This is a genomic window from Photobacterium jeanii (genome assembly GCF_001650345.1).
Taxonomy (GTDB): domain Bacteria; phylum Pseudomonadota; class Gammaproteobacteria; order Enterobacterales; family Vibrionaceae; genus Photobacterium; species Photobacterium jeanii.
In genome coordinates this window covers 719,133-735,376 of sequence record NZ_LVHF01000033.1, presented here as the reverse complement: position 1 = coordinate 735,376, position 16,244 = coordinate 719,133, and the positions used below count along the sequence as shown (strand labels likewise).

At 43.1% G+C, this 16,244-nt stretch carries 13 protein-coding genes; 11 read left to right on the top strand and 2 right to left on the bottom strand.

Annotated elements, in window-relative coordinates; all coding sequences use genetic code 11:
• Nucleotides 1-8 precede the first annotated feature (8 nt).
• From A3K86_RS20685 to A3K86_RS20660, 6 genes are all read left to right on the top strand, one after another.
• Nucleotides 9-1,226: a TIGR03087 family PEP-CTERM/XrtA system glycosyltransferase gene (locus A3K86_RS20685; protein ID WP_068336022.1), complete on the top strand. Its 1,218-nt coding sequence runs from the start codon at nt 9-11 to the stop codon at nt 1,224-1,226.
• On the top strand, nt 1,219-2,628 hold the full coding sequence (xrtA, locus tag A3K86_RS20680; RefSeq protein ID WP_068336019.1) for an exosortase A: 1,410 nt from the start codon (nt 1,219-1,221) through the stop codon (nt 2,626-2,628). The genes A3K86_RS20685 and xrtA overlap by 8 nt, the downstream gene beginning before the upstream one ends.
• Nucleotides 2,629-2,704: 76 nt before the next feature.
• Nucleotides 2,705-4,585 carry an XrtA/PEP-CTERM system amidotransferase gene (locus A3K86_RS20675; RefSeq protein WP_068336016.1) on the top strand — a complete coding sequence of 627 codons (1,881 nt, stop codon included), beginning with the start codon at nt 2,705-2,707 and terminating at the stop codon, nt 4,583-4,585.
• A 7-nt stretch (nt 4,586-4,592) separates the two neighbouring features.
• Nucleotides 4,593-5,777, top strand: a complete 1,185-nt coding sequence (locus A3K86_RS20670; protein WP_068336013.1) for a glycosyltransferase family 4 protein — start codon at nt 4,593-4,595, stop codon at nt 5,775-5,777.
• Between the two features lie 4 nt (nt 5,778-5,781).
• Nucleotides 5,782-6,975 (top strand): glycosyltransferase family 4 protein, encoded by a 1,194-nt coding sequence (locus tag A3K86_RS20665; RefSeq protein ID WP_068336010.1) that lies wholly within the window; start codon nt 5,782-5,784, stop codon nt 6,973-6,975.
• A gap of 50 nt (nt 6,976-7,025) precedes the next feature.
• On the top strand, nt 7,026-7,940 hold the full coding sequence (locus A3K86_RS20660; RefSeq protein ID WP_068336007.1) for a glycosyltransferase family 2 protein: 915 nt from the start codon (nt 7,026-7,028) through the stop codon (nt 7,938-7,940).
• Nucleotides 7,941-8,015: 75 nt separating this feature from the next.
• Here the strand turns inward: A3K86_RS20660 and A3K86_RS20655 are convergent, their stop codons facing one another.
• Entirely contained in the window at nt 8,016-9,335 is a 1,320-nt protein-coding gene (locus A3K86_RS20655) for a putative O-glycosylation ligase, exosortase A system-associated (protein WP_068336004.1), read from the bottom strand.
• A 320-nt stretch (nt 9,336-9,655) separates the two neighbouring features.
• Between A3K86_RS20655 and A3K86_RS20650 the strand changes: the two genes are divergently transcribed.
• From A3K86_RS20650 to A3K86_RS20630, 5 genes are read left to right on the top strand one after another with little or no spacing between them, the layout of a single operon-like run.
• Entirely contained in the window at nt 9,656-10,684 is a 1,029-nt protein-coding gene (locus tag A3K86_RS20650) for a GHMP family kinase ATP-binding protein (RefSeq protein ID WP_068336001.1), read from the top strand.
• Nucleotides 10,672-11,253, top strand: a complete 582-nt coding sequence (locus A3K86_RS20645; protein WP_068335998.1) for a D-sedoheptulose-7-phosphate isomerase — start codon at nt 10,672-10,674, stop codon at nt 11,251-11,253. Before A3K86_RS20650 ends, A3K86_RS20645 begins: the two co-directional genes overlap by 13 nt.
• A gap of 17 nt (nt 11,254-11,270) precedes the next feature.
• Nucleotides 11,271-12,005, top strand: coding sequence for a nucleotidyltransferase family protein (locus A3K86_RS20640; protein WP_068335994.1), 735 nt, complete (start codon nt 11,271-11,273; stop codon nt 12,003-12,005).
• Nucleotides 11,993-13,498, top strand: a complete 1,506-nt coding sequence (locus A3K86_RS20635) for an oligosaccharide flippase family protein (RefSeq protein WP_068335991.1) — start codon at nt 11,993-11,995, stop codon at nt 13,496-13,498. The genes A3K86_RS20640 and A3K86_RS20635 overlap by 13 nt, the downstream gene beginning before the upstream one ends.
• A gap of 35 nt (nt 13,499-13,533) precedes the next feature.
• Entirely contained in the window at nt 13,534-15,027 is a 1,494-nt protein-coding gene (locus tag A3K86_RS20630) for a chondroitinase-B domain-containing protein (RefSeq protein ID WP_068335988.1), read from the top strand.
• On the opposite strand, the gene A3K86_RS20625 is transcribed toward A3K86_RS20630, so the two are convergent.
• A complete protein-coding gene (locus A3K86_RS20625) occupies nt 14,976-16,241 on the bottom strand; it encodes a GNAT family N-acetyltransferase (RefSeq protein WP_084406712.1) in 1,266 nt (421 codons plus the stop codon). The genes A3K86_RS20630 and A3K86_RS20625 overlap by 52 nt on opposite strands.
• Between the last annotated feature and the right edge of the window lie 3 nt (nt 16,242-16,244).

Here is a 16,244-nt window from a genome sequence, read left to right as displayed (position 1 = left end):
AAAATATAATGAAAGAGCCGCTTTTATACCTTTGCCATCGTATCCCTTTCCCACCGAACAAAGGGGATAAAATTACGACGTGCAACGTACTGAAATTTTTGAATAAGCATTTCGATGTTTATCTCGGGTGCTTTATTGATGATAACTTCGATAAGCGCTACGTCGACGATGTAAAAGCCTTATGCAAAGAGACATTATTCATTTCGCTCAACCCTTCAGTGGCAAAGGTAAAAGGTTTAAAAGCCTTCATTACTGGTGACCCAATCACAGTGCCCTATTACACGCATCAGAAGATGCAAAGCTGGGTGAATCAGGTAATTCATCAGCAACACATCAAGAAAGCCTTCGTGTACTCAGGTTGCATGGCGCAATACCTGTTAGATGCACCGGAACATCTCCACAAAGTTATTGATTTTGCAGATATTGACTCTGATAAATGGCGCCAATATTCAAAGCGAGCAAAAGGAATAATGCGTTACGTCTATCAGCGTGAACATATTACGCTTGCTGATTTTGAAACTAAGGTGGCTGAAAACTTTGATGTCAGCTGCTTTATCTCAGAAACCGAAGTGAAGCAGTTTCGCGCCATGGTTGAACCTGAAACGCGAACCAAGGTTCAATTACTAGAAAATGGCATCGACTGCATTTATTTCTCGCCGCACGAACCCAATAAACTGGCGGAGAATTATCCACTAACTCATCACAACTACGTGGTGTTCACAGGAGCAATGGACTATCACCCCAATATTGATGCTGTTCACTGGTTTGTAAAACATGTGTGGCCACAAGTACTTGCAGCCCAACCTGACTGTTACTTCTACGTGGTAGGATCCACACCTCCGAAATCCATAACACAGCTCAACAATCAGCAAAACGTCGTCGTGACTGGCCGTGTCGATGATATTCGCCCTTATTTACAACATGCCAAAGCGGCTGTTGCGCCAATGCAAATTGCACGGGGAATTCAAAACAAGATCCTTGAAGCGATGGCAATGGCAAAACCTGTCCTTGCCTCAAGTATTGGCATGGAAGGGTTAGAAGGCTATCCGACACAATACCTTTCAGTTGCCGATGATCCACAAGAGATCACTACTTGGTTGATAGACAAACTCGCGCAAAGCAATCAACAGGCCGATGTTTCTCGCCAATGGCTTGAAGATAACTTCAGCTGGGATGCCAAACTCACGCCACTATTGGGCTATTTAGAAGGAGAGCGTCATGAATAACTCTATTCTCTTTCGCTTAGCCTTGCCCATTATTGCATGGGGATTAGTGTTTTCCGCCACACTGCAAGAAATGGTACAAGTTTGGATGCAGTCTAAAACCTACGAGCATTGTTTTCTGATTGTACCAATCTCGTTATGGCTGGTATGGCAAAAGCGGCAAGATATCCGAAAAATCCCGTTATCTTCTAGCTGGATACCTGTTGCTCTACTGACTTTTCCTGCCATGCTGTGGCTATTTGGTAGCGCAGCTGATATCTCACTCTTTCAACATGTCGCCAGTGTTATTAGTCTTCAACTCATCATTTGGGCTGTGATTGGTACACCATTAGCCAAACATTTGTGGTTTCCCATTTTCTTCCTCATTTTTGCCGCGCCGTTTGGTGATGAACTCGTTCCTGCGCTTCAACTTATTACTGCCGACTTATCGGTATTTTTCCTCAACTTGGTCAATATCCCGGTTTATCGTGAAGGGCTTTACCTCACGATCCCTAATGGTCTATTCCATGTTGCTGAAGCCTGTTCGGGGATCCGCTTCTTAATCTCAAGCGTCGCGCTTGGCACCCTATTCGCTTACCTTCAATTTACCCATTGGTGGAAACGTATTTTATTTACAGGCTTCTCTTTTGTTTTCCCAATTATCGCCAATGGTATTCGCGCTTTTGGCATTATCGTTATTGGTTATCTTTCGGATATGGAGCACGCCACAGGAGCCGATCATCTAGTTTATGGCTGGGTATTCTTTAGCTTCGTGATTGTCGTTATCTTCTTTACCGCTAGTATTTTCGCTGATCCACCCGCTAAACAGATGGCATTTTCAATCCAAGGTTATCCTCAAGAAAGTCAAAATAAAAGTCATAAAGTTATCGGTACGCTAACCATGGCTTTACTAAGCTTAGGGTTATGGGAGCAAACTTTTACCAGTGACGATAGCAAGTTAATTACAGCGCGAGAGTTGCCACAAAACGTATCTCCTGTTGCTGATACCGATTGGGGAATTCGCTTTGCTCATGCTAAACAGCAAACGCTAGCGCAAAACCAAGATGGTTCGATGACAATCTACAATGCACGTTATGCACTAAGGCAAGACGAAGGAGAAATCATCAGCGGCAATAATCAGCTGTTTAATAAGGAGTTATGGTCACCACTTTCAAGTAACACGGTGAACTTAGCCCCTGATTTAACAGCGACTGAACTCACGGTGCTTAATGGTGCAGGTAAGAAGCTCACAATTGTTTACTGGTACTGTATTGCCGATTTTTGTTCCAGCAAACCTATGGATATTAAGCTGGCACAAGCAACGCACCTACTAACAGGGCAAGAGGCAACTGCAGAAATTATCGCAGTTGCGAGTACCAAACCCAACAAAGCTGCCATTAAGGATTTAGCCAAACACTGGCAATAAGCAAGGCATGAGTTAATTACATCACCGACAAATACAGAATGGATATTCAATGCGCTAATATAGAAAAGGACGGTCTATGTGCGGTATTGCGGGTATTTTCAACCTCTATCAATCGGCTCCAATTCAGCCAGATTGCTTAAAGAGCATTAACCGTCGTCAGGCTCACCGAGGCCCTGACGATGAAGGCTATTACTTTGACCCTTTTATTGGTCTCGCCCACCGCCGCCTATCCATTATTGATCTTTCTGGCGGGCATCAGCCGTTATTCAATGAAGATGGCTCTGTGGCTGTGGTGTTTAATGGCGAAATCTATAACTTCCAGCCGTTAGTTGCCGAACTCAAACAGTTAGGCCATACCTTTTCAACCTACAGCGATACCGAGGTTATCGTTCACGCATGGGAAGAATGGGGAGAGAAATCTGTCAGCCGTTTTCGCGGCATGTTCGCGTTTGCGGTATGGGATAGTAATCGTCGCCAGCTCTTCATTGCCCGTGATCGTCTAGGCAAGAAACCGCTGTTCTATAGCCAAACATCACAAGGTCAGCTCGTTTTTGCCTCTGAACTCAAAGTGCTGCTTGATCACCCAGATGTTAGCCAACAACTTCGCCCAGAAATGGCAGAAGACTTTTTCATGTATGGCTATATTCCCGACCCTTATACTGCTTATCAAAACATTTATAAGCTTGAGGCGGGTCATACCATGCTGCTGACCCCTGGGGAAAAGCTGAGAACCTCACCCTATTGGGATTTATCCGCACCCGAGCAATTTTTAAGCTGGGAACAAACCCAGTCGTCATTGATTGAACGACTTGAAGAAGCGGTCAAAATTCGCTTGATGGCCGATGTACCTCTTGGAGCGTTTCTCTCTGGTGGTGTTGATTCTAGCGCCATTGTTTCTTTGATGGCGCGATTACAACAACAACCCGTCAATACCTGCGCCATTGGCTTTCATGAACAAGCTTTCGATGAAAGCGAATATGCCCAGCAAATCGCCCAGCAATATCAAACCAATCATGTTTCAAAAATCGTAGATGCTGATGATATAAGCCTTATCAAACACCTAAACGATATTTACGATGAACCTTATGCTGACAGCTCTGCGCTACCTACCTATCGAGTGTGTCAGTTAGCAAGACAATCTGTAAAAGTGGCGCTATCCGGTGATGGCGGTGACGAGATTTTCGCAGGCTACCGCCGTCATCGCATGCATATTGCAGAGCAGAAAATCCGCCAAGTTATCCCATCTCGTTTTCGTAAACCTATTTTTGGTTCATTAGGCCGGTTTTATCCAAAAGCGGATTGGGCTCCTCGCCCTCTTCGAGCGAAAACTACGTTCCAGTCTTTAGCATTGAGTCAGGTCGAAGCCTATGCGAGCTCGATTTCAAAACTGCGAATTGATGAACGCGCATTGTTATTCAGCGATCAATACAAAACACAACTCAACGGCTATAACGGCATTGATCAACTCACTCAACACGCCAACAACGCGCCAACAGACGATCCGCTCAAGCTAATTCAATACCTAGACATTAAGACTTGGTTGGTAGGCGACATACTGACCAAAGTTGACCGTGCCAGTATGGCAAACTCTTTAGAAGTGCGAGCGCCATTGCTGGATCACGAATTTATAGAGTGGGCATATTCCGTTCGCAGCCAAGACAATATTCAAGGTATGCAGGGCAAATACGCATTTAAAAAAGCACTCGAACCTTATGTAAACCAAGATATTTTATACCGTCCGAAAATGGGCTTCAGTATGCCCATTAGTAGTTGGTTCCGCACCTCATTGAAGCAAACGCTACATGACGCCGTGCTTTCACCCAATATGCTCGACAGTGGCTTTTTTAATGTTGCTCACCTCAAACAAATGCTGCATGAACACGTTGAAGGCTATCGCGACCATGGTGCCTCGCTATGGTGCTTACTGATGTTCTCTCAATTTATGCTTAAACAGTAAGGCGATTATGAAACTATTAACTATTTCAACGCTCTTTCCAAACAGCATTGACCCTAAACACGGTGTCTTTGTTGAAACACGTTTAAAGCATTTGAAAAAGCATTACCCAGATGTCGATATCACGGTTGTCGCTCCTGTCCCCTGGTTTCCCTTCACCTCAGATGTGTTTGGCCAATATGGCGTGTACGCCAAAGTGCCTAAGCATGAAGCGCGAAATGGGTTTATGGTTTACCACCCGCGTTTTTTGGTCGTCCCTAAATTAGGTATGACATTAACGCCGAAAACACTCGCTTACAGTTTAGAGAAACAAATACAACGATTAATAGCCCAAGGGCATCACTTCGACGCTATCGACGGACATTATTTCTATCCTGATGGCGTTGCCATTGAACAGGTAGCTAAAAAATTCAATTTACCGTTTACAGTGACTGCGCGTGGCACCGATATTAACCTGATCCCTCAATACGAACTCCCTAAACGCCAAATCCAACAGGTATTGCAAAACAGTGACCACAACATGGCTGTCTGCGAGGCGCTTCGCCAAGAGATGCTTAATCTCGGCGCTGAACCAGAGAAAGTCAGTACCTTAAGAAATGGTGTGGATTTAGAGCTATTCACCTTCAGTGATGAACAACGACAAATCGCCCTACGCGCTAAATTAGACCTACCACAAGATAAACCAATTATCATATCGGTTGGCTGGCTCATCGAACGTAAAGGACATCACTTTGTAATAGAAGCACTCGCCAAGGTTCCGAATGCGGTATTGCTCATTGCGGGCAATGGTCCTGAAGAACAAAAACTCAAGCAACGGGTTAATAAGCTTCGCCTCAACGATCGCGTTACTTTCCTCGGTCAGCAGCCACAATCAACATTATGTGAATATTACGGCGCTGCCAATGCCTTGGTTTTAGCGTCTAGCCGTGAAGGCTGGGCTAATGTGCTACTCGAAGCGATGGCATGCGGCACCCCAGTTGTTGCAACCAAGATTTGGGGCTCTCCAGAAGTTGTGCGACACCCTCATGCTGGTCAATTAGTTGAGCGCAACGCAGAGCAAATCGCCCAAGCAATAACACAACTCATCAATAAACCATTTTCCCGTCTAGAGACACGCCAGTATGCCGAGCAGTTTGATTGGCAAAGTACGTCAGACAAGCAATACCAAGTGTTCTCTGAATTAGTCAAAGGGTAACGAAATGAAGATCCTCTATCATCACCGCATCGCGTCTAAAGATGGACAATATGTACACATTGATGCCATCGTGTCTGCATTAAAAGAACAAGGTCATACTGTGGTGATGATTGCTCCCAATGTCGCTGAACAAGCCAGCTTCGGTAGTGATGGGGGTTGGGTGTCGGTGTTACGCCAAAAGTTACCTCGCTTTGTGAGCGAGCTGCTTGAATTGGGTTATAGTTTCTATGATTTCATTCAACTGTGTCGCGCCATCATCAAGCACAAGCCTGATGCTATTTATGAACGTTATAATCTGTATTTACCTTCTGGGGTCTGGGCAAAAAAGCTATTTAAGCTACCACTCATACTCGAAATTAACTCCCCACTGTATAACGAACGCGAACACTATGGTGGCATCGCCATTCCTATGTTAGCTAAATGGTCAGAATATTACGCTTGGCGCAACAGCGATCACCTATTACCTGTTACCCAAGTGCTTGCAGGCTATGTTAAGCAAGCTGGCGTAACAGCAGAGCACATTACTGTACTTCATAACGGCATCGACAAACGCCAGTTTTCACCAAATCCAAAATCAGTTGCAGCCACTGCCAATAGCAACTGCAATCAATTCAATAATAAGTTGGTTATCGGTTTTGTTGGTTTTTGCCGTGAATGGCACCAGTTGGACAAAGTATTAGAAAAAATCGCGGCACAGCAAGATCCCAATATTATGTTACTGATAGTCGGTGATGGTCCCGTCCTGAACGATTTAAGAGCACAAGCTAAGCGCGATAACTTAGAGCAAAACATTCATATTACTGGGCTTGTTAGTCGTCAAGAAATGCCATATTGGCTATCCCAAATTGATATTGCGATTCAGCCTGCAGTTACGCCATGGTGCTCCCCGTTGAAACTCATCGAATACCTCGCTACGGGCAAAGCTATCGTAGCGCCAGATACCGCGAATATTCGAGAGCTGATCACCGATCACTATAACGGTTTGTTGTTTGATCCTAATGACATGAATGACTTAGTGACAAAAATCGAACAACTTATCAATACCTCCTCGCTACGCCAGAAGATACAAGCGAGTGCGGTTACAACTATCGATGAAAAAGAACTTGAATGGCACCGTAACGCCGAAAAAATTGTGGCAATAATTGAACAACAACATGAAAACTCCTCACCCTATGAGCCACTCAACCAAAACAGTTAATGCACGCCTACTAAGTTATTAAGGAAATAAAAGCAGAAGGAACTGGGAAAATGAACCAACAAGCAACAAAAACTGGCGTAGAAGTGAAAGTTCAAGTTTGTGTGTTTGCTTATAACCTAGAAAATGAAATTGAAGGTTCTATTTTAAGTATTATTGAAAGCCTCGGTAATTATGAAGCTGAAGTTTTCATTATGGCGAATGGCTGCCGCGATAAAACAGTGGAAAAAGCACGCAAGGTAGCACAGCAGCACGCTAATGTTCAGGTTATCGAGATCCCTGTAGGTGATAAATCTAATGCATGGAATGTTTTCACATACCAATATTACACGAAGAACGCAATTCCAATTTATGTCGATGGAGACTTAGAACTAAGCGATGACGCTATTTCAAATATCATTGACTATCACTTTAAATATTCTCAATACAATAGTATTTCTAGCTTTCCTTGGGAGCATGGACGCAATGCGCTTAGTTGGCGAAAAGACCTATTGGAACAGCACCAATTTACAGGGTCCCTATATTTATTAGCTCCTTCATTTATCGGAAAAATCATTGATATTAACGTCAGGCTCCCCTTTGGCCTGATTGGCGATGACAGCATGCTAGGCTATTTAGCAGCTACCGATTTAAAACAAAACTCAGACCTTCCCAAAGAGCGTATTGGCGTATGCCAAGATGCTATTTTTAAATATGAATCTTTAAAATTACTTTCATTCTCTGATATTAAACTATATCTGCGACGCAGGGTCCGTTATTCAATCCGATATATGCAGCAGTCAAGTATTGTTCCGCAGTTAAAGCAGCACGGCTTGTCTTACATGCCCGATAATGCAAGCTATTTTGAAAAAGACGCTCTCCCACCTATTCGCTGGGCAAGCTCAAATTTTATTTTTGACCTGATTGCAAACTACACTCTGACCAATAAGAAAAACGTGATAAACAAGAGAGTAGAAGATAGCCATTAACCAATATTTTCTCTATAACACTTCATTGCTAAAGGTTTAGACCCAGAACGATGCTAGAAAAAGCTAAGCATTAACTCAGCTCAATATAGGTTGAGCTTCATTCTTCTTATTATCAATCACCTGTGCCGCACGACAGTGTAAGTACAAACCATTCGTTACTGCTACTAATGCCCAAAATAATTCTAGATAAGCCAGTGACAGTGCTGCACCAGCACTACAAAATGCTAATAAAGAGACTTTAAGCATTTTTGCTAAATCATATTGCCATACTGTTTGTGCATCAGATTTATAATACTTTTCTATCGTACTTAATTGAGAGTAAGTCAACCAAAGTATCAGGGCAAAAATAAAGAACCCGACAAAACCTTGGTCACCAATCACTTGGAAATAAATACTATGAGCGGCTAATCCTTTTTCACCCGGTTCTGGTGATGGAATAAAATCAAACGTACCAATATTAACAGCAGTAAGTTGCCATAAATGAGCATGTTGCGCTGCTTTAAAGCCACCACCAAATATAGGGTGATCCATTGCCATCAAGGTATGAATTTTCCAAGCCGTTACACGGTGCATGAATGAGCCATCGGATTCTACATTTTCCAATGTATTCATACGGTCAAACCAAGCATCAGGTAAGTATTGGAGCATTACAACACCAAGCAACAAAATTACAACTAACGATGCCATTTTGTGCTGACTACGTAACCAGAAATAGCCACCCACAATTAATAATCCCAGTAAACCACCACGAGAGTGTGTTCCCAACACTGCAATCACGCATGCAGCCGCAATCCCCCATACAATGTATTTCACCCACTTATCTGACTGTTGCTTTGCCAAATACAAAGCAAGTGGAATCGTCATACACAAAGCGACTGCTAAGTGATTATTATCACTGAGTAAGTGCCCTTCAGGACCTGCAATTTTGTGTCCACCAAGCGATGCTAAAAACTTCAAGCTCTCAACACAACCATAAAACCCAACCGATAACACAACAGCCCAGATCACCATGTCAAAGTGGGGCTTTTCTCGAACCAATAAACAAAGAAAGATAAAAAGTAATATGATTTTGGCGAACTTAACCCATTCCAACCACACCAGCTCGTAATATGCGATGGTAAATTGCGTTGTCAGAAAGGTATGAAAACAAAACAGAATAACGCAGAAAAAAAGACCTGTAGCTGGAAATTGGGGTTTATTTCGTAGAAAGAGATAACCTAGCATAGCAAGCAAAGCAAATGCGGTGTTATAGCTTATTGAGGCACCAAACCCACCTAACCAATGGGCTGGAACGAACAAACCAGACCATAACCACAATGACAACCCAATAAAAGGGCGACGAATGGCAAACACCACCAGTAATGCAAAAATAGCGACAAAGACAAGATCGCGCATTGTTATCCCTCTTTATCGTTTCGTGAAGTGGTCTTGGTTGCTTGCCAACAAACATAAACCAACAATATGAGGCATAACAAAAAGAGAATTGACTCCATAACTCACCCTTTCTCATCCTTAAGTATCACGTTTTAGCTGGTGCTACAGAAGTAACGATAGGCTTTTTTTGTGTTGCCGTCAGGACAAACTTGCACAATGTATAGCCAGCATCCATCCTAAATATAGGATGCGCAGTACCTTAGAACAAAGTTTTATCCATAAATTAGTTCAAGCAAAATCGCCATTTTTTATGACGAAAGCGAAGAGAAAGGATGCTTATCATGATAGTTCGTTCACGTTCGCCTTTACGCTTAGGCATCGCTGGAGGCGGTACCGATATCTCCCCTTATTGTGACCAATTTGGTGGCTGCGTTCTTAATGCCGCCATTAATATGTATGCTCACTGTACTATTGAATTACATAGTCCTGAGAAAGGCATTACTTTCATCGCCCAAGATATAGAAGAAAGCTTCCACTCTCCTCTACTTAACTACCTCGAACTCAACAACGAATTAATCTTACACAAAGCGGTATATAACCGCATCGTACGTGACTACAACGATAACAAACCACTGGCGGTCACGGTTTATACCCACTCTGAGGCGCCTCCTGGCAGTGGTTTAGGTTCATCTTCCACTATGGTTGTCACTATGATCAGTGCTTACCAGAAACTGCTTAACTTACCATTAGATGAATATGAAGTTGCCCGTCTTGCTTACGATATTGAACGTATCGATTGCCAACTCTCCGGAGGTAAGCAAGATCAGTATGCTACGACTTTCGGCGGTTTCAACTTTATGGAGTTCTACGAAGGTGAACGCGTACTTGTAAATCCACTCCGTATTCGCCAAAGCATTATTAATGAACTCGAAAGCCAATTAATGCTGTTTTTTACTGGGGTTTCACGCTCCTCTGCGCAAATTATTGAAGATCAAGTTAAAACCACCAGCTCAAATGATACAAAGCCGCTTGAAGCTATGCATGATGTCAAACGCTTAGCCTTTGAGATGAAAGAGCGTTTACTGCACTCCGATATTTGCGGTATGTCAGATTTACTCAAAGCCTCTTGGGAAGCAAAGAAAGCGACTTCTGACTCTATTGCAACACCTCACATCAACCTAATTGAAGATCGGGCATTAACTGCAGGGGCTAAATCGCTCAAAATTTCAGGGGCTGGTGGCGGTGGTTTCATGATGCTGTTTGTTGACCCTATTCATCGTCTAAGTGTTGAAGAGGCGCTCTCAGATCTTGATGGAAAAATTCAACCATTCCACTTTACATGGCAAGGAACGCAATCATGGAAAGCCTAAATTATTTCAAGCAACAAGTTGAAGCTTCAATTGCGACTAAGCAATCTTTGTTAGAACACCCTGAAGTACTTGAGACCATGACACGTGCTGGCGAACTTTGCCTTGAAGCATACCAAAACGGTAACCAAGTTTTGCTCGCCGGCAATGGTGGCAGCGCTGCTGACGCTCAGCACATCGCAGCTGAATTTGTTAGTCGTTTTGAGTTTGATCGTCCCGGCTTACCAGCTCAGGCCCTTACTACCGATACCTCCATCCTAACTGCAGTGGGTAACGACTACGGATTTGAAAAACTCTTTGCCCGTCAAATTCAAGCTAACGGCAAAAAAGGGGACATTTTCATTGGTATCAGTACCTCGGGAAAATCACCCAATATTCTACGAGCAATCGAAATGGCCAAACAGCAAGGACTAACCACAATTGGGCTTGCAGGAGCAGGCGGTGAAATGCGCCAGATGTGCGATATCTGTATATCTGTTCCTTCAAGCCATACGGCTCGTATTCAAGAGTGCCACATCCTTATTGGTCATGCGTTATGTGGATTTGTTGAAAAAGGTTATTTTCAGCCTTGAGTTATAAAGGTAAATAAATGGAAGTACGCACTACTTGCGCCATTATCCTATGTGGCGGTTTAGGGACACGTTTAAGCAGCATCACTCAGGGAAAGCCCAAGCCTATGGTCGATGTTGCTGGTCGCCCTTTCCTTGAGTACCAACTCGATTATTTAAAATCTCAAGGCGTTCAACGTGTGGTCATGGCTGTCTCTCACCGTAGAGAAGCAATTGAAACACATTTTGGTCACCACTATCAGGGGCTCAGCATCGAATATGCGATTGAAAACTCTCCCCTTGGTACAGGTGGAGCTATTAAGAATGCTTTAACAAATTGCCAAATAGCAGCAAATGAAGATATTTTAATCCTCAATGGCGACACCTTTGTTGAGTTCCAACTTGCGAATTTACAGACAGAGAAAAACCTCAGTGATGCCTTACTGTTCATTGCAACCAAAGAAGTCAGTGATACTGAAAGGTATGGCAAAGTTACTTTTGATAATCAGATGAGAATTACAGGCTTTCAGGAGAAACAGCCTGGCACAAAAGGGGCAATTAACGCTGGCGTTTATCTCACTACTAAAGCACTACTCCAGCATCTGCCAGTACAAGCGCTATTCTCTTTTGAAACTGATTTTCTTTACCATCAAGTTGAGCAACGAACCTTACAAGCACATAAAATCAATGGTTTCTTTATTGATATCGGCATCCCAGAAGACTATCACGCCTTCTGCGAACTGATGCAAACAGGGCAAATTACATGTCCTTCGTAAAAAAAGTCGCCTCTGCGTCATTTTGGCTCTCAATCGCCAGTTGGATTTCATCAGGGATTAGCATTTTAACTATGCTGATCTTTGCTCGTATTCTCTCCGTTGAAGAATTTGGGCTTATCGCAACGGCAACGTTGATAACGGCTTTCTTTGAGCTGTTTTCTCGTTTAGGGACTGAAGCTTATCTCATTAAAGAAGAAAAACTGGATAAAGATGATATCAACACCGCATGGACCATTCAGCTTGTCGCTAAACTTTTTATCGCTTTTGCTATTTTCTTGTCAGCACCATTAATTGCTCACTACTTTAATGAACCAAAACTCGTTCTGATCTTAAAAGTGCTGGCTATCATTCCATTTATTATGGCCTTCGCTAACATTGGCATTGGTCTGCTTAAGAAAGAGCTGGCTTATAAGAAACTCATGCTGTTCGATGTCAACGCTAAGATCACCTCGTTTGCTCTTACGTTAGTTGCTCTTTACTTCTCTACTAGTTTTTGGGTGTATATTTTCGGAATGGTTATTTATTTCGTTATTATAACTCTTTCCAGTTACTACTTTTCTCCTTACCGACCAACGCTTTGCTTAAAAAAGCTCAAGCTTCAGTTTGCTTTTTCTCAGTGGAGCCTATTAAAAGGCTTTGTTAATTTCTTCAACACTAAATGCGATCAATTAATCGTATCTAAATTTGTTGGTACTGCTGCCCTAGGGGCATTCAGCATTGCGCAACGTATATACGAAACAGCATCGGATGTCTTAATCACTCCATTCATTACCGTGCTTTTTCCAGGGTTAGGTCAGCTAGATAAAACATCGCCAACCTTTAGTCTTATCTATCACCGCACCTTAATCGTGACAAGCTTGGTGATATTCCTACTCGCGGGGTTATTAGCAATTAATGCAGAAGCCTTGGTTGAAGTCGCACTTGGGGACGCCCAAAAGTGGCAGTTGGTCACCTACCTTTTGCCTATCGCAGCCCCATTACTGATTACGCGCATTTTGTCTTTTGCGCTCTTTGATGTCTTCACTCTACTCAACCAGATGAAGTTCTTATTTAAGTTTGAGCTTATAACTGCCATTGTTTCTATTGTGGTGCTTTATCTTGCGGTAACACTCGGTGACATTACTACGCTAGTTATTGCACGATTAGTGTTAACCACACTGGTTTGCGCCCTGTTACTCCTCATCTTGCAACAGCATATCAGCTTTTCTGCCATCACCTTTATGCTTGAGCTATTACCGATTTTTACTGCAGCGATTGTAGCCTTCGCGCTTTGCTGGCCGCTGCAGACAATTTTCCTCAGTCACTCTCCGGCACTGCTTTCCATTATCATTGTGAGTATTGGCTACTGCATTGTTTATATCGCCACCATTTTACTGATGACAGCACTCTTAAAAGGGCGCTCTGATACTTATGGCTTTATTTCGGAGCAACTCGATAACGGCAAGCAGCTCGCAAAACAAAAACTATTCAAGCCTAACGTAAATCACAGTTAGCACTATATGCGAATCCATTGATTAAAGAGGCACTTATGCAGTCACGCTTCCAGAAACTTACCTACTATTTTGCCACCGTCGGCATTCTCGCTCACCTCGGTTTAGGGTATGTCGGCTACGTGGCTTACAGCAAAATTACCGCGAATGCAGAGCCTTTGCCCAATACGTTACAGCGTGTTGGGAATACCATCAAAAAAGATTACCCAAGTGTAGCAATAGCTGGTGATACCTTACTTGAAGCGGGTAACCAGTTATCGAGTAAGTCTTACTTTTGGCGGGAATTTAACCCTAAAAGTTGGCCGACAGTTGGTCCTGACTACGCTACCGCCTATGCCAAATTACCATTAGCATCAAATTCGATCTTTGTGACTAACGAAGATCAACTTATCAAAGCAATCAATAAAGCCAAACCCGGCGATGAGATTGTAGTGAAAAACGGCAGTTACTACCTCGAACAAAAACGTATTAACACTAGTTTGCATTACCCAACATCTGCCAAGCCGATTATCTTACGAGCCGAAACCGCAGGTGAAGTAAGACTAGAGCTCACCACATTAGAAGGCCTATTACTAAGTCGTCCCAACTGGATTGTTACTGGCTTTAAATTCATAGGTAACTGTCAACCACACTGTGAACATGCCATGCATGTAGTCGCGGACGCAGATAACCTTGTTATTAGCCATAACGAATTTGTCGATTTTAATGCAGCCATCAAAGTAAATGGCGTTAATCAAGATTTCCCTGATTTTGGCACTATCGCTTACAACTACTTTTACTTTACCGAGCCAAGCAAGGCTTCGTCATCTGTCACCCCTATTAACCTTGATATGGGTAACGATTGGACAATTAAAAACAACATCATTCGTGATTTCATCAAGCTAGGTGGTAACCGAGTCAGCTATGGCGCTTTTATTAAGGCTGGTAGCCACAATGGGATTATGGAGAATAACCTTATCGCCTGTAATACCACCAATAATGACTACGGAGGCTATCAGATTGGGCTTTCTCTTGGCGGTGGAGGTATGAAGCGTGCAAACCGTCGAAATAAAGCCGCTTATGAAACCAACCATAGCGTTATTCGCAACAATATTATAATGCACTGCAATGACGTAGGTGTGTACGTCAACAAAGGAAAGAACAGTATTGTGAATAACAATATTCTCTACAATACACGTGGGATCGATGTTCGCTTTAAAGAATCAGATGCTATCGTGACTAACAATGTTCTCAGTGGCGATATTCGTGAACGAGATTCTGGTATTGCGACAACCAGCAACAACCAAGTTTTAGAACCTAACTTCTTACATGGCAGCGACAAACTTGATGGCTTGTTTAAAGCACCAGCAGTTGGAGACTTCACCCCTAGCAAGAAACTGACTGCGGAAAGCTCACCTTACCCAATAGCAGAGAACTTAGCCGTTTCAGCCTACTCTACTGGGCTTAAGGATTTCTGTGGCAACCCTATTCTTGAGCAAGATCAGTTCTTAGGGGCCTTCAAAAACGCTTTAAGCTGCTTTAACCCTGAATAAACCCTTCTAGCCCCATTTTCCACCGTCAAAGCAAAATGGGGCTGAAAATATACTTTCATTAGAAGCTCGCTCTTATGATTAGAGAACGTCTGCTTATAGCGTGCTTCCCCCCCCATAAAGTCATAAACGGCTTTACCATCCATATATGCTTGCTCAATTAACAAAGCATGCGCCACCAGCCCAGGTTTTAATTGTGGGTCATCTTCATAACTCAGCGCACTCAAATAAAAATAGACAGTGTCACCAAAATGAAGATTATAGATATACCCTAAAATTTGCTCGCCAACTTTCAAGCGATGCAATTGCACTGCTGAATTAGCCAACGCCTTCGCCTCGCCCGCAAAACTTTTACTAATGTATTGATGATGGAATTGAACAAATTTGTCATTGGCAAACCCACTTTGCTCTGGTTTTGCCCCCCAGCGGGCAATATGGTTTACTTTCGCGGCATCAAACCACTCAAGTGCTTGCTCACCAGAATTCGCGGTTTCTAACAACAGCACACCACGCTGCTGATACTTATTCATGCTTCGTTTAATTTGCTTACGCGCATTTTTCGACAAAGATTGCATCACACCACACTGTTGCTGACGTAATTGCTGGAGATCAACCTGATAACTCGGACTGTGCCAGATTAACCTTTCTTCAAATTGCGGCTTTGTCGATGAGACCTCAAGTTTGATCATCTGCGATGGCAAACTTACTCCTATTTGTACTGCATCTCGGGAGCGAATATGTGTTTGCAGCGCAACCATCATGGCTTGGCGAATCACGTCTTGATGGTCTTCAACCATAAGAAAATCATTGTACTCAATCCATATTTGATCGCTTAGTTCATCACCAACGCGGTGCAATGAGTATCTTGTTGTTTTTTGTCCCAATATATTGCGCGAGTGTTGAGCAACGAATATTCCCGCCCCGATTAAATGCTGGCCTCGCTTGGCAACCAATAACCCATTTGTTCGTGATTGACTGCTATTTACAAAAGTATCGAACCAAGTACTAATCCAATGCCAAGACAAGAACACATTGCGAGGTGCATAAGGCTCAATCGCCAACCAAACGGCCTTGATCGTATTGCGACTCGGGTTGACCAGCCACTCACATTGAATATCTTCCGCATTTAGCACTTCCATAGCTCGATGCTGACTTTCAATATGGTTGTTCTTAAGCAAAGAAGTTTCAGGACAATTTATGACGATTCCATTCATCATTTA